A 13,558-nucleotide genomic window follows, 5' to 3' on the forward strand; every position below is an offset into this window, starting at 1 on the left:
AAAGCAGCCCGGCCCGCCCGCTCTTCTACGGCTGTGTAGAAGCTATCAGGGTCAGCCCTCGTCGCCCTCGTCGTCGCCCTCGAAGAAGTCGCCGACCTCGTCGACGACCTCCGCGGCGACGAGGCCGCCCGCCACGCCGACCGCCAGGCCCGCGGCGCCGGCCGCGATGGCCGTTCCCATGCCGGGGCCGGACCGGTGGCCGTGGCGGTGGTCATCGTGGCCGTGGTGGTCGCTCTTGTGCGCGTACGGGTCGCCGTGGCCGTAGGCGCCGTGGCTCCCGTACGCGGCGTGGCCGCCGTGGGAGCCGTGGCGCTCGACGAGCGTGCGCACCCAGCCCTCGACCGTGGCGTTCCAGCCGGTGTGCGCGACGTCCTGGTGGCTGACGGTGAAGCGGTTGAGCGCGTCGTGCCCGCCGGAGAAGAAGCCGCCGCGCTTGTCGGCCTCCAGGACGACCTCCATGCCGCCGGGCGTGGCGAGGAAGGTGACCTCGATCTCGTTGACCTGGTGCGCGTACTGCGGCGCGGGGGTCATCTCGATCTCCTGGTAGAACGGCAGCTGCTGCCCGGTGCCGCCGATGCGGCCGTACTCCAGGTCGGCCGACTTGAAGCCGAAGCCGAGCTGCCCGAACGCCTCCAGGACCGCCTCCTGCACGGGCAGGGCCCGCACGGCGAGCGGGTCCAGGTCACCCTTGTCCTTCGCCCCGGCCACGCCCAGCTCGGTGCGGACGCCCAGGACGATCCCGAGGGCCTGCCCGTACAGCTCGGTGATCGGCGTCTCCCACGGCAGGTTCACGCTGAACGGAACGCCGCGCTCCTCGCCCTCCGCGAGGCGGAACCCGCCGGCCACGGTGAACCGCTCGAAGGCGACCACGCCCTCGGACTCCCCGTCGCCGTGCTCGGCCTCGACACGGGCGACGAGCTCCAGGGTGATGTGCTCGATGTCGAAGTCGGCCTTGCCGCCCTTGAGGCGCACCTCACCCGTGAGGGCCCCGCCCGGCTGCACCGCCCCGGGGGCGAGGACCGTGTCCACCGAGGGACCGCCGATACCGATCGAACCGAGCAGTCGCTTGAACACCATCGTGGCGTTCACTCCTTCATGAAGCGTGTTGCTGTACGGAGAGACAGGGCCGCCGCCACCAGCGTGGCGATGGCGGCGGCCCGGGAGGAACTACTTCGATGCCGCGTCGAGGGCGGACAGCGCCTGGGCCCAGCGGACGTACTTCAGGTGGGCGAGGTCGGCCACGGTCTTCACGCCGAACGCCTCCTTCAGGAGCTCGCCGTCCCGCTCGGAGACGCCCTTCAGCGCGTCCACGGGTGCGGCGAGGATCTCCGGCAGGCTCTTGTCCGCCCACGCCTTGTCCAGCACCTTGTTCAGATCTATCGAAGCCACGAAGGCCCTCCTGCAAGTGATGGAGCGGTCCGGTCCGTCATCAACCCGCTGTGCGGGCAACCATTCTGACGCTCCGTTCCGCGGTTGGTCTACACGCATGTAGAAGCATAGGGCTGGATGCCGCCTTGTGAGGGGAGTGCCGGGGTGAACGGACGGTGTACGTCACAGAACCGGCCAATCGGTCGCACATGACAGCTGTCCCCACGCTCATGGCGTCACCCCGCAGGAGCTGGAGCGGACAGCGGCCATGAACGGCTTCTCCCGCCTGCCCGTCACCGGGCCGGGTGGCACGATCCTGGGCTACCTCCACATCAAGGACGCCCTCGGCGCCGCAGACCGCACGAAGCCGTTCCCGCGCACCACACTGCACCCGGTCACCAAGGTCGCCCTCGACACGCCGCTGGACGACACCATGACCGCCATGCGCGCCGCCGGTACCCACCTGGCCGCCGTCACCGGCAACAAGGGCACCGTCATCGGCTTCGTCACCATGGAGGACGTCCTGGAGGAACTCGTCGGCCCCACCCCCGACACCGCCACCACCGCCTGACACGGGCGCCCGCATGCCGTACGGACGCTCCCAGGGATGCCGTCCCGGCTTCGTGATGGGCGGTTCGACATATGGTCTACATGCGTGTAGAAGCATCGGATGCGGCGCGGGCGGTGCGGCCGCGGCACGGAAACCGGGCGTGGTCGTGGTGGACTCGGCTCGAGGCCGACGCGGCTGCTCCCGCCCGACTGCCCCCACTCGACAGAGCCGTAAAGGAGTTCGCTTTGCCTGCCAGACCGACGGACCCCCCAGGGGGCAGTCCCGCAGTATCCCGTGCCGCCGTGTCTGATGCCGGCGCGTGGTGGGACGGTGCGCTGTGAGTGCCGTACTCGGCCTGCTGGCCGTGCTCGTCCTGACGGCGGGCACGGGATACTTCGTCGCCCAGGAGTTCGCGTACGTCGCCGCCGACCGGCTCGCGCTCGCCCGGGAGGCCGAAGCGGGCGACAGGCAGGCCGCCCGGGCTCTGAAGGTGCTGGAGCGGCTGTCGTTCATGCTCTCCGGCGCGCAGCTCGGCATCACGGTCACCGGCCTGGTGGTCGGCTTCCTCGCCGAACCGTCCGTGTCGGCTCTGCTGAAGCCCGTGCTGGACGGCCTGGGGCTGACCGGTGGCGCGGCCACGGCGGTCTCCGTCGTGCTGGCCTTCACGGTCGCCACGGTCCTTCAGATGGTGGTCGGCGAACTCGCCCCGAAGAACCTGGCGCTCGCCGTACCGGAGCGGCTGGCGAAGTCCCTGGCCGCGTCCACCCTGCTCTACCTGAAGATCGTCGGCCCGGTCGTGCACGTCTTCGACAGCGCCGCCAACAAGCTGCTCCGCAAGCTCGGCATCGAGCCGGTGGAGGAGCTGCACCACGGCGCCACGCTGGAGGAGCTCAGCCACCTGATCGGCGAGTCCCATGAGCAGGGCCAGTTGCCCGCGGACACCGCCGAGCTCCTCGACCACGCACTGGAGTTCTCCGAGCGCACTCTCGACGAGGTGATGGTGCCGCGTGTGGATGCCGTGTTCGTACGCAGGGACGCCACCCTGGCGGAGGCCGCCGACCTGATCGCCGCACACGGCCACTCCAGTTACCCGGTCCTCGGCGACCACCCCGACGACGTCGCCGGTGTCATCGGCGTGTGGGAGCTGATGAGGCTGCCCGCGGCCGGCTTCGCGACCACGAGGGCGGGCGAGGCGTGCCGGAGCCCGCTGCTGCTGCCCGACACCCTTCCGCTGCCGGACGCGGTGGCGCAGATGAGGCAGCGGGACGACGAGTTCGCCCTCGTGCTGGATGAGCACGGGGGTGTCGCGGGCATCGTCACGTACGAGGACATCGCCGAGGAGCTGGTCGGCGATATCGCCGACGAGACCGACACGGTCGTGCGGCTCGCCGTCGCCGACGGGGCCGGCTGGTTCGTCGACGCGGGGCGGCGCCTGGACGAGGTCGAGCAGGCCACGGGCATCGCGCTGCCCGAGGAGGAGGACTACGACACCGTCGCCGGCCTGGTCATCGACCGGCTCGGGCGCTTCCCCGCCATCGGGGACCGGCTCACCGTGGAGGGCGTCGCCATCGAGGTACTGAGCCTGGACCGGCATGTACCGGAACGCGTCCGGATCGAGCGCTCGGCGGCCGAGGAGGCCCAGGCATGAGCTTCCCCATGGCACTCTTCGTCACCGTCCTGCTTCTGGCCGCCAGTGGCTTCTTCGTGGCCGCGGAGTTCGCCCTCGTCGCCGCCAAGCGCCACCGCGTGGAGAAGGCGGCTGAGGAAGGGCAGCGCGGCGCGAAGGCGGCGCTCGCCGGTATGCGCGAGCTCTCCCTGATGCTGGCCGGCGCCCAACTGGGCATCACGGTCTGCACGCTCGGGCTCGGCTCGATCTCCAAGCCCGCCATCTCCCACCAGGTCGATCCCCTGCTGCTGAAGCTCGGCCTGCCCGCGGGGCTCAGCTACGGCATCGCCTTCGCCTTCGCCATGGCTCTCGTGGTCTTCCTGCACATGGTCGTCGGCGAGATGGCGCCCAAGTCCTGGGCGATCGCCCATCCGGAACGCTCCGCGATGCTGCTCAGCCCGCCCTTCCGCGCCGTCGTCAAGGCCGTACGGCCGCTGATCCGGGTCCTCAACAAGGTCAGCAACGCCCTGGTCAGGATGTGCCGCGTACAGCCACGTGACGAACTGACCGCGGTCCACAACCGCGAGCAGCTCACCCATCTGGTCGCGGAGTCGGAGCGGCTCGGTCTGATCAACAAGACCGACTCCGAACTGATCACCCGGTCCCTGACCGAGCCGCAGACGCCTGTCGCGGAACTCCAGGTGGCCGCCGATGACATCGTGACCGTGCCGCCCGACGCCGACGTCGACACGATCCTGTCGACGGCCACCGCCGCCGACCGCGCGCGCCTGCTCGTCACGGACGGGCAGGATGTCCTCGGCTCCGTGCACGCCCGGGACGCCCTGGTGGCGCGGGCCCGCGGACGCGTCGCCACGGCACGCGGACTGGCCCGGCCCGTTCCCGAGCTGGCCGGCACGGACAGCCTCTCCCACGCGGTGGAGCAACTGCGCAGGCACCGAGCCTCCCTCGCCGTCATCCGGGACGCGGAGGGCCGGCTCACCGGACTGATCAGCCTGGACGACCTGCTCGCCCGACTGATGGGCACGCGGAGCACGTAGGCGTCACAGGGCGCAGGGCCCTCTCTCCGGTACGTCCTGGAGGGAGGGCCCATTCTCGTACGGGGCGAGCGGGGCGTCAGTCCGCCGACTTCTTCTCGCCCAGGCGCTCGACGAGCTCCTGGGCCTTGTCGACGCCGGAGCCGATCCGCTCGCTGTACTTGCCGTCGGTCTTCTCGTCGATGAGATCGCCGGCCTTCTCCAGGCCCTGGGCGATCGTCTCACCGTGGTTCGCGGCGAGATCCTCGGCCTTGTCCTTCAGGTTCTTCAGGCTGTCGAACACGGTTGTGTGCCTCCTGTCTACAGATGTGCGGCGATGGTCGGCAGCAGGTCCTGGAAAGTACGCCCCTGGGCCGGTTCCCCGATGGCGGACATGTGCCAGGTCCCGCCCGACCGGTGGACCTTCGCCATGATCTGGGCGGTGTAGGCGCCGCCGCCCGAGAGGGTGTAGCGGGCCAGCTCCTGTCCGGTGGTCTCGTCGATGAGACGGCAGAAGGCGTTCTGCACGTCCGCGAAGGTCTGGCCGGTGAACGAGTTGACGGTGAACACGATCTGGTCCACATGCGCGGGCAGGCGCGGTAGGTCCACCAGGATCGCCTCGTCGTCGCCTCCCTGACCGGCGCCGCCCACCAGGTTGTCCCCGGTGTGGCGTACGGCGCCGTCGTCGCTGACCAGGTGCTGGAAGAAGATGACGTCGACCGCCTCCTTACCGGCGAACAGCACGGCGGACGCGTCGAGGTCGATCTCGCTGGGCCCGGTGAGCCGTGCGAGGAAGCCCTTCCTCGGGGCCGCCTGCCAACCCAGGCCCATGCGGACAACGCTGAGTGCGCCCCCGCCCTTCTTTTCCAGGCTGATCTGCTGGCCCTTGGTCAGGGTGACGGCCACTGGCGTTCTCCTTCTCCTTGCGGGCGAAGCGGGGCGAGCCCGACCACTTCGGACGATGACATGAATCTACAGCACTGTAGAAACCAGAGGGAGGGGGCGTGAGGAGGGTAGGGAGGGGCGGCGCGCTGGCCCTGCCCGGAGGGCCGAGCGGCCTGTGGCGTCCTCAGACAGCTGGGGAGACGCTGGGAGTAGCGGCGCAGTGCACCGGCGGTCCGGAACGGCTGGTCGGCCGTGACTCGCCCGAGGAAAGGGGGAGCGCGTATGGGTGGGGCCGTGGTCGTCGGCGTCGACGGGTCCCCGACGAGTCTTGCAGCAGTGGACGTCGCGGCGCGTGAGGCGCGGATGCGCTCCGTAGGGCTGCGTTTGGTGCACGCGTTCGTCTGGCCCGCCATGCACGTACCGGCGGGCCCGTCGCTGCTGGGGCCTGCGCATGGTGCCCTGCGCGAGGACACCGAGCGCATGATGCGCGAGGCCGTGGAACGGGCTGGGGCCCATGCCCCTGATGTCCACGTCGACCAGGCCGTGATCGCTGGTGAGCCGCTGTCCGCATTGGAGGCGCAGTCACGTGACGCGGCGCTGCTGGTGGTCGGCAGTCGAGGTCAGGGGCGGTTCGCCGGAGTGCTGGTGGGGTCGGTGGCCGTGCACCTGGCCGGGCACAGCCGCTGCCCGGTTCTCGTGGTGCGGGGCAGACCCGACCCTGTCGGGCCGGTGCTGGTGGCTGTCGACGGCTCGGCCGAGGGGCGGGCGGCTGCGGAGTTCGCCTCCTTGGAGGCCGCGATGCGGGGTGCCGAACTGGCGGCGGTGCACGTGTCCGCTGATGCGCACTCCGGCGCACCCCGAGCCGAGGGGGAACGGATACTCGCCGATGCGCTGTCCGGCATCGACCGCCCGGGGGTGGAGGTGGCAGCGAGCGCACGGCTGGTGACGGGCCCCGTGCGGCAGGCCCTGATCGAGGAGAGCGAAGGCGCCCAGCTGCTGGTGGTGGGCGCACGCGGTCTGGGCGGCTTCGCGGGGCTGATCCTGGGCTCGGTCAGCCAGGCCGTACTCCACCATGCCCACTGCCCGGTCGCTGTCGTGCGGCACCGCGGAAACGAGGAGTGAGGGTTCCGCGACCGAGGGCACGCCTCGACGGTGTCGCCCGTCTTGCACGCGTCAGTCCCGGGACGGCCCGGAGGGCCCCGTGTAGTCCGGGCCTGAGAAGTCGGGGCCGGTGAAGTCCGGTCGGCTGTAGCCCAGCCGCGTACGGCTCCTGGGCTCGGGGACGACGGGTGTCGGGGTCGGTGGCGCGCTGATGGAGTCGGGGAGCCCGAGTTCGCGGCGCAGACGGGGCAGCAGGCTCCGCTGGAGTAGTGCGCGCTGCCATGCCGCCTCTGCCCGCGCCAGGGACTCCCGCGAGGGTGGGGCGCCGCGCTCGGTGGCATGGTGGCGGGCGGCGGTGAACGCCAGGCCGCCTCCGGCGGCGAGCCCGGCGACGCCGGCGATGACCGCGGCGGTCCAGCCGGTGCCGACGAGGGTGTCGGCCGGCGTCCCCGCGGCTCCGGCCACGCGCAATCCGTAGCCCAGCAACAGGAAGATCGCCGCTGCCGCGGCGGACAGCAGCGGGGTGAGTACGGCCAGAGCGGCCACGACGGCCTTCACGCCCTCGCCACCGGCGGGCGGCCTGTCCGCGGCCGAGCCGGACCGCAGATCCAGCAGGGTCGCGTACTCGGACGACGCCTCGGCGGCAAGGGAGTCGGCCGCCGCGAGGGCACGGGCACGCAGCTCGTCGGCGGTGTACGGCGCGCCGGGGCGGCCGAGTGCCGCACGGACCTCAGGCGTGTCGAGCGCCTTCCGTAGCGCGCTCTCGAACGCGGCCCTGTCCTCAGGGTGTAGCGGTACGGGCTCGTTCATGCTCATCCCGGTGCGGTTGTTCGCGGTTGACGGGTGTCCGGCGCGGTGAACCGACGCTGCCCGAGACCCTGCCCCGGCGCCGGAGTGCGCGCGTACGGAGACGGTCAGACGTTGACGCCGAAGTCGGCGGCGATACCGGCGAGTCCGGACGCGTAGCCCTGGCCGACGGCGCGGAACTTCCACTCGGCGCCGTGCCGGTAGAGCTCGCCGAAGACCATGGCGGTCTCGGTGGCGGCGTCCTCGGAGAGGTCGTAGCGGGCGAGTTCGGCGCCGCCCGCCTGGTTGACGACGCGGATGAAGGCGTTGCGGACCTGTCCGAAGCTCTGGCCGCGGTTGTCGGCGTCATGGATGGAAACGGGGAAGACGATCCGGGTGACGTCGGCGGGGACGGCGGCGAGGTCGACCTTGATGCTCTCGTCGTCACCCTCGCCCTCGCCGGTGAGGTTGTCGCCGGTGTGCTCGACGGAACCGTCAGGGCTGGTGAGGTTGTTGTAGAAGACGAAGTGCCGGTCGGAGAGGACCCTGCCGGAGTCGTTCAGCAGCAGGGCGCTGGCGTCGAGGTCGAAGTCGGTTCCGGAGGTGGTGCGGACGTCCCAGCCGAGCCCGACCACCACGGCCGTCAGGCCGGGAGCCTCCTTGCTCAGTGAGACGTTGCCGCCCTTGGCGAGGCTCACACCCATGTCGTCGTTCCTCTCGTGTCTGCGGACAGGGCGGGTCGGTCGCCCGGCCCGAGCGGTGTTCCGGAGAATTGAATCTACAGCAGTGTAGAAACTGAGGGGGATGTGTTTCGGTCGCGCCGCCCGCGGGTGTCAGCCGCGTATCCCTGAGAAGTCGGGGCCCAGCGTGAGGGTGACCGCGTCACCTGCCGGCTCTTCGCTCGTCGCGGCGGTGGCAGGGACCCCCAGGCGGGCGGCGAGCGCCTCGGCCTTCTGCTGGAGTCCATGGCTGTACGTCACCGAGGTCGCCGTAGCCGAGGGGGCGTTGCCGATGTCGTGGACGCGGTAACCCGCCGCGCGCAGGTCGGTCGCGACCTCGGCGGCCTGGCCGGGACTGCCCGTGCCGTTGAGCACCCGGACCGCGATGGTCGGCGCGGGCACGGGCTCGGCGGAGGTCAGCTCGGTCTTGTCGACCTCCTGGTCCTGCGCCAGAGCGGTGAAGAGCTGCCGCGCCTGCGGGTACTGCCAGGAGACGTTGGCCCTGTCGCTGGGGACGTCCAGCTCCCGCGGGTAGTTGGGGACGGTCATGAAGGTGAGCCGGTCCTGGGGGATGCCGCGCAGGGCGGTGGCCAGTTCGGTCAGCGGTTTGATGCCCGCAAGAGCCCTGTCGGTCGTGATGGAACTGGTCGCCGCGTCCAGGAAGTCGTACAGGGCGCCTGGGCTCGTCAGCTTCTCCTGCGCCTTGGCAGCGAGCGCCCGCATGAATTCCTGCTGGCGTCCGATGCGCCCGATGTCGGAGCCGTCGCCCACGCTGTAGCGCGTGCGGACGTATCCCAGGGCCTGTTCGTCGCGCACGGTCTGGCAGCCTGCCGCCAGGTCGAGTCGCGCCTTCTTGTCGCGGATGGCCTGCTCGGGGCAGACCTCTATGCCGTCCAGGGCGTTGACCATGCCCTTGAAGCCCTGGAAGTCGACGGACACGAAATGGTCGACGCGCAGGCCGGTGTTGTGCTCGATCGTCCTGATCGTGCAGGCGGCGGCGCTGCCGACGTCTCCCGTGGTGCCGCCGACGGCGAAGGCGGAGTTCAGTTTGAAGCGGTTCGGTCGGGAGGACGAGCCGTCTCCCCGGTCGCACTCCGGTATCTGCACCCACGAGTCGCGAGGCAGCGAGACCACCGCGCCCCACTCGCGGTTCGCCGCGATATGGACGATCATCAGGGTGTCCGACTGCATGGTGTCCAGTCCCTTGCCGTACGAGGCGTTCGCCCCCGCGCGGCTGTCGGAGCCCACCACGAGGATGTTCCTCGCCCCGGGGCTCAGATTCGCCGGGCGCTCCCCGCCGACCTTGCCGTCGATGTCGGAGGCGTGGATGTTGCCGTCCAGCCGCTGGTACAGCCACGCGGCCGTACCGCCGGCGGCAACGAGCAGCACGACGAGGGCGGCGCCGGTGCGGACGAGAATCCGGCCGCGCCGCGTCAGCCGCTGCTTCTGGCGCCCGCGCGGCCGTGCCTCCGACCGGCCGCGTGAGCGCGGTCTGCCCACCGTCCCTGCTCCCACGTGCATGCCCCGTCCTGCCCCGCGCTGGTGTACCGAACGTCCGATCGGCCCCTGCTCCGTGTTCCCCGGCGCGGGACCGACCCCAGAATCTACAACGCCGTAGAAGATGGGTGGACGCGAGTGCTCTCGCGCTGCACGGTGGAACGTGACGGGCCCGTCGAGCCGCCGGATGCGCAGGCACGGGTTCAGTACCATGAACGCCCTCGCCGCACGGCGAGGTCGGTGAGCAGGAGGCGGGTGCCATGACCGAACGGAACGAGGGCGTCGTCGGTCGGCAGCCCGGCCGCCGGGCCCAGGGGGAGCTGGAGGCCGCGGTCCTGACGGCTCTGCGGAGCGCGTCGCGCCCGGTCACCGCGGCCTACGTGCAGGAGCGTCTCGGTCAGGGACTCGCCTATACGACCGTGGTCACCATCCTGACCCGGCTGCAGGCCAAGGGGGCGGTGGCGCGGCAGCGAGCGGGCCGGGCCTTCGAGTGGACCGCGGTCGCGGACGAGGCGGGCCTCGCGGCTCTGCGGATGCGTCGCCTGCTGGACGCGGAGGCGGACCGCGAGACGGTGCTGGCCAGGTTCGTCACCGCCCTGCTGCCCGACGACGAGAAGCTCCTGCGCGGCCTGCTTGCCCAGCAGCCCGAAGACGCCCAAGGCTGACGGCGTGGGCGTCTTCGTCTTTCTTCCCCTCGTCCTGCCCCTGTCGGCGTGGCCGATAGCCCGGCTCGCCGAGCAGCACCTGCATCCGCGTGCCGCCACCTGGCTGCTGACCGCGGTCGCCGTCGTCCTGGCCGTCTGCAGCACCCTGTGCCTGGCTCTGCTGATGGTGGTCGGCACCGCGCAGCTCCCCGGAAACCCGCTGCCGGACGGCTGGTCCGACCCCGAGGTCCGTGAGGCGGTCCCGTACGACGAGGTGGCGGGCAAGGCGGCCATCCCCGCCCTGATCGCGGTGCTCGTCTCCTGCGGCAGGGCGGCCTGGCGGCACCACCGGGTACGGCTCCAGGCGAGCCGGGCCCTCGACGGCCTGCCCCCACGGTCCGTCGCGGTCCTGCCGGACGACGTGCCGTACGCGTACGCACTGCCCGGAAGGCGCGACCGGGTCGTTGCCACGACAGGCATGCTCCACGTGCTCACGGGGCCCGAGCGCCGCGCGCTGTTCGCGCATGAGCGCGCCCATCTCGTGGGCCGTCACCACCGGTTCCTGCTGGCCGTACAGCTGGCCGCCCGCGCGAACCCGTTCCTGCGCCCGCTGCGTACCGCCGTCGCCTACACCACCGAGCGATGGGCGGACGAGGAAGCCGCCGCCCGCGTGGGCAGCCGTCGGCTCGTGGCACGGGCGGTGGGCAAGGCGGCGCTGGTGTCCCGCGGGGCCCCCGGTGTCACCCTGGCGGGCTTCGCCGCGCCGGGGCCGGTCCCGCGCCGGGTGGCCGCCCTGCTGGGGCCTGCGCCCTCGGCCCGGAACTGGCCGCCGGCGTTCACCGCGGTCGGCCTGGCCGCGTGGGGAGCCGCGGCCGGCACCACGGTCTCGGCGTTCTCGTCGGCCAACGCCGCGGTGAGTCTGTTCTTCATCCTGAAGGCCGCCACCCCGCTGTAGCCGGGTGCACCGCTGCCGCGCGTGATGGTCGACTCAGCCGCCGCTGCGGTGCACGCGCAAGTGACCCACCCGGAAGGACATGTCGGTCACGCCGGCATCCGGCGGGGCATGGTGCTGCCCGGCCGACACGGACAGGTTGACGATGAGGTAGGCGCTCCAGTGCCTGCCCACGCCCGTACCGTCAGCGAAGACCCGCCGCCCGTTCACCCACCACACGACCGACCGGTCACCGAAGGCGACGCGCAGATCCACCCAGGCTCCGGGGGCGACGGCGGGGTCACGGTGATAGTGGCACCCGCCGTTGACGTGGTTCGACAGCTCCAGGACGTCGGGGTTGTCCGGGTGGTACTCGAAGACGTCGATCTCCTGGCCCCCGTCGCGCCAGGTCCAGATCGCCGGCCACGCCCCCAGTGCCCTGGCCAGCCGCACTCTGGCCTCCAGCACGTCCCCGGTGCGGACCATGAATCCCCCGCGGCTGCCCTCGGTGGTCAGCAGCCCGGCGTTCCACAGCCCGTCCGGCCGCAGAGCCGCGCGGAAGGCACCGCTGCGGCAGTAGAACGAGTCGTCGGCGAGATGGTTCAGTTTCCCGTCCCCCGGATTGACCGGCCCACCGCCGGGATACGCCCACGACCGCCCCGCGATCCGCTGCGCGGCCGACGCGAAATCGGCGGTGAACGTGGCAGACATGGGCGACACCTCACTGATCGGCATCGGCCACCGTACCCACCGCGGGCGGACGTGAGCCCGAACGGAAGCGCGCGGCGAGCTCTGCTCGCGGAGCGGACTACACCCTGCGCAGCGACTGCGCGTTGTGGCTCGCCCCCCAACGGCGGGGCCCGGACGCGAACCGCTGCCCCGGGACGGATGATCCGTCACGGTGCGAGGGGCCAACGGCCCGCCGGCCCGAACGCCTGGAGCTGTGAGCGATCCGCGGAGCTCACAGCAGCGGGATCTTCGCGGGTGCTACGCCAGCCACACAGCAGCGGATCTGGCGCAAGCCACCATGGGCCCGGCTCGCAGGTCGAGACGAAGAGCCGCTGTGCCTGCCTGTAGAAACCTGGCGAGCTCCTGGGCGCGGCGCTTTCCCGCGACCTGGGGCACGCGGAGGGTACGACGACGGGCAACGGGTCAGACGACAAACAAGACCCAGGTCACTGACCAGGGACTTCGCCGTGGAGCGGGTGACGGGAATCAAAGCCGCGCTCTGAGCTTGGGAATCTACTGAGCGAAACGCGTTCACACCATCTCTGACCTGAGTGGACACGTTCCGGTGAGCGTCTCTCGGAGGCCCTCAGGATCCGGTTCTGACCGCTGCTGACCGCTCTCAAGGGCACGGTTGGGGCACGCCTTCACAGTGCTGCTGTGGAAGAGGCGCGAGCCGCCTGGACCACCCGCGGGCGGAGTCTGGTTGGTAGTCGTCCTTGCACAGGATTGCACCCGCAAGCTGTTAGCTGGAGGGCGTCGGGGTGACATCCGCGTCGGCCGCACCTCAGGCCGAAGGCTGGGCCTTCCAAGAGCGGGCTAGAGAGTCGTCCCACGCGGACTCCGCGTCGTAGTCAAAGGACGCTGCCCTACAGCCCCGGTTGCGGGCAGGGTTGCAATGGACCCAGTTGTCTTCGCCGGGGCCCAGCTCGATGGGCTTCCGACAGTTGCGACACTCCGACCGCTCGGTGGCCGAGCTGATGCTCGCGGCCAACTCGTCGATGCGCTCGAGCAGCTCACGCGCAGACATCTCGGGGTCCTCTGTGGCCAAGAGAGCGACCAAGCGGCGGGCGTTCTGGACGGTGGACGCGTTCAACGCGGTGACCCCTTAGGTGAGATGTCTGGCGAACCCATCCGATCCTGCCCGACACGGGCTGAATGTGTCCTGGCTACGACAGATCCCGTTCGGGGCCGGGGTGGACGAGACCCACCCGTGACCCCAAGGGGCAGGTTGGAGAATGCGTGGACGGGGCCACGGCGGCCCGGGATCAAGCGTCCCTATCGCGCCGCGTCGCAGCTCTCGCAGCGGCTCACAGCCACCCGCTCGGCGTTGCCCTGCGTGGCGCGGAGCGGGTTGGAGGGCGCGAGACGGCGCCATGCCCCGGGGGACGGAGCGGGGACCCAGCCATAGCGGGGTGGCTGGATGTCGGCCGGGACGATGTGCATGCAGCCAGGAAGGTGGGCCTTGCCGCTGGCGTGGATGATGATCGCAGTCTCCGGCCAGCCGTCCCATTCGCTGGTGGGCGCGCTGTTGCTCGGTGCGAGGGGAGCGCAGTCTGCGCAGTTGTGCATTTCATGGCGCTCGCAGTACTGCATCGTCCTCACCCAGTCAGGTCTCGAGCTGTTGCTCGGTGCGGTCGAGCCAGCTCACGTACCAGTGCGATATATGACCGTTGTTATCCGGCCCTACTGGCACGCTGCGGCACACCCG

13 protein-coding genes and 1 pseudogene are annotated in these 13,558 nt (G+C 71.0%); 6 read left to right on the forward strand and 8 right to left on the reverse strand.

All coding sequences use genetic code 11. The features are described 5' to 3' along the window. Nucleotides 1-51: 51 nt before the first annotated feature. Together HTZ82_RS26550 and HTZ82_RS26555 are read right to left on the reverse strand one after the other, a co-directional pair. Entirely contained in the window at nt 52-1,077 is a 1,026-nt protein-coding gene (locus HTZ82_RS26550; RefSeq protein ID WP_175411913.1) for a sporulation protein, read from the reverse strand. A gap of 90 nt (nt 1,078-1,167) precedes the next feature. Beyond that, nucleotides 1,168-1,389 (reverse strand): hypothetical protein, encoded by a 222-nt coding sequence (locus tag HTZ82_RS26555; RefSeq protein WP_175411914.1) that lies wholly within the window; start codon nt 1,387-1,389, stop codon nt 1,168-1,170. 211 nt (nt 1,390-1,600) lie between these two features. Here HTZ82_RS26555 and HTZ82_RS26560 point away from each other — a divergent pair. From HTZ82_RS26560 to HTZ82_RS26570, 3 genes and pseudogenes are all read left to right on the forward strand, one after another. Beyond that, nucleotides 1,601-1,939, forward strand: a pseudogene (locus HTZ82_RS26560) (CBS domain-containing protein); the annotation flags it as partial. A gap of 316 nt (nt 1,940-2,255) precedes the next feature. After that, nucleotides 2,256-3,566: a hemolysin family protein gene (locus tag HTZ82_RS26565; RefSeq protein ID WP_175411915.1), complete on the forward strand. Its 1,311-nt coding sequence runs from the start codon at nt 2,256-2,258 to the stop codon at nt 3,564-3,566. Next, nucleotides 3,563-4,582, forward strand: a complete 1,020-nt coding sequence (locus HTZ82_RS26570) for a hemolysin family protein (RefSeq protein WP_175411916.1) — start codon at nt 3,563-3,565, stop codon at nt 4,580-4,582. The genes HTZ82_RS26565 and HTZ82_RS26570 overlap by 4 nt, the downstream gene beginning before the upstream one ends. A gap of 76 nt (nt 4,583-4,658) precedes the next feature. On the opposite strand, the gene HTZ82_RS32525 is transcribed toward HTZ82_RS26570, so the two are convergent. Together HTZ82_RS32525 and HTZ82_RS26580 are read right to left on the reverse strand one after the other, a co-directional pair. Then, complete coding sequence (locus HTZ82_RS32525) at nt 4,659-4,862, reverse strand: antitoxin (RefSeq protein ID WP_175411917.1); 204 nt, start codon at nt 4,860-4,862, stop codon at nt 4,659-4,661. Nucleotides 4,863-4,879: 17 nt separating this feature from the next. After that, entirely contained in the window at nt 4,880-5,464 is a 585-nt protein-coding gene (locus HTZ82_RS26580; RefSeq protein ID WP_175411918.1) for a TerD family protein, read from the reverse strand. A 261-nt stretch (nt 5,465-5,725) separates the two neighbouring features. Here HTZ82_RS26580 and HTZ82_RS26585 point away from each other — a divergent pair, with 261 nt between their 5' ends. Next, a complete protein-coding gene (locus tag HTZ82_RS26585) occupies nt 5,726-6,565 on the forward strand; it encodes a universal stress protein (RefSeq protein ID WP_175411919.1) in 840 nt (279 codons plus the stop codon). A 51-nt stretch (nt 6,566-6,616) separates the two neighbouring features. Here the strand turns inward: HTZ82_RS26585 and HTZ82_RS26590 are convergent, their stop codons facing one another. From HTZ82_RS26590 to HTZ82_RS26600, 3 genes are all read right to left on the reverse strand, one after another. After that, entirely contained in the window at nt 6,617-7,360 is a 744-nt protein-coding gene (locus HTZ82_RS26590) for a hypothetical protein (protein WP_175411920.1), read from the reverse strand. Between the two features lie 98 nt (nt 7,361-7,458). Then, nucleotides 7,459-8,034 carry a TerD family protein gene (locus HTZ82_RS26595; protein ID WP_175411921.1) on the reverse strand — a complete coding sequence of 192 codons (576 nt, stop codon included), beginning with the start codon at nt 8,032-8,034 and terminating at the stop codon, nt 7,459-7,461. 129 nt (nt 8,035-8,163) lie between these two features. Continuing rightward, nucleotides 8,164-9,570: an LCP family protein gene (locus HTZ82_RS26600; protein WP_175411922.1), complete on the reverse strand. Its 1,407-nt coding sequence runs from the start codon at nt 9,568-9,570 to the stop codon at nt 8,164-8,166. Nucleotides 9,571-9,806: 236 nt separating this feature from the next. Here HTZ82_RS26600 and HTZ82_RS26605 point away from each other — a divergent pair, with 236 nt between their 5' ends. Then, nucleotides 9,807-10,211, forward strand: a complete 405-nt coding sequence (locus HTZ82_RS26605; RefSeq protein WP_175411923.1) for a BlaI/MecI/CopY family transcriptional regulator — start codon at nt 9,807-9,809, stop codon at nt 10,209-10,211. Nucleotides 10,212-10,215: 4 nt separating this feature from the next. Further along, nucleotides 10,216-11,145, forward strand: a complete 930-nt coding sequence (locus HTZ82_RS26610) for a M56 family metallopeptidase (RefSeq protein WP_175411924.1) — start codon at nt 10,216-10,218, stop codon at nt 11,143-11,145. Nucleotides 11,146-11,178: 33 nt separating this feature from the next. On the opposite strand, the gene HTZ82_RS26615 is transcribed toward HTZ82_RS26610, so the two are convergent. Next, nucleotides 11,179-11,832 carry a family 16 glycosylhydrolase gene (locus HTZ82_RS26615; RefSeq protein WP_175411925.1) on the reverse strand — a complete coding sequence of 218 codons (654 nt, stop codon included), beginning with the start codon at nt 11,830-11,832 and terminating at the stop codon, nt 11,179-11,181. Nucleotides 11,833-13,558 lie beyond the last annotated feature (1,726 nt).

Source organism: Streptomyces sp. TRM64462 (assembly GCF_013362995.1).
Taxonomy (GTDB): domain Bacteria; phylum Actinomycetota; class Actinomycetes; order Streptomycetales; family Streptomycetaceae; genus Streptomyces.

Bases quoted from the DNA above. Each gene is read 5' to 3' on its own strand.
- HTZ82_RS26605 (WP_175411923.1), top strand. From the start codon at position 9,807: ATGACCGAACGGAACGAGGGCGTCGTCGGTCGGCAGCCCGGCCGCCGG.
- HTZ82_RS26595 (WP_175411921.1), bottom strand. From the start codon at position 8,034: ATGGGTGTGAGCCTCGCCAAGGGCGGCAACGTCTCACTGAGCAAGGAG.
- HTZ82_RS26550 (WP_175411913.1), bottom strand. From the start codon at position 1,077: ATGGTGTTCAAGCGACTGCTCGGTTCGATCGGTATCGGCGGTCCCTCG.
- HTZ82_RS26590 (WP_175411920.1), bottom strand. From the start codon at position 7,360: ATGAGCATGAACGAGCCCGTACCGCTACACCCTGAGGACAGGGCCGCG.
- HTZ82_RS26600 (WP_175411922.1), bottom strand. From the start codon at position 9,570: ATGCACGTGGGAGCAGGGACGGTGGGCAGACCGCGCTCACGCGGCCGG.
- HTZ82_RS26585 (WP_175411919.1), top strand. From the start codon at position 5,726: ATGGGTGGGGCCGTGGTCGTCGGCGTCGACGGGTCCCCGACGAGTCTT.
- HTZ82_RS26615 (WP_175411925.1), bottom strand. From the start codon at position 11,832: ATGTCTGCCACGTTCACCGCCGATTTCGCGTCGGCCGCGCAGCGGATC.
- HTZ82_RS26570 (WP_175411916.1), top strand. From the start codon at position 3,563: ATGAGCTTCCCCATGGCACTCTTCGTCACCGTCCTGCTTCTGGCCGCC.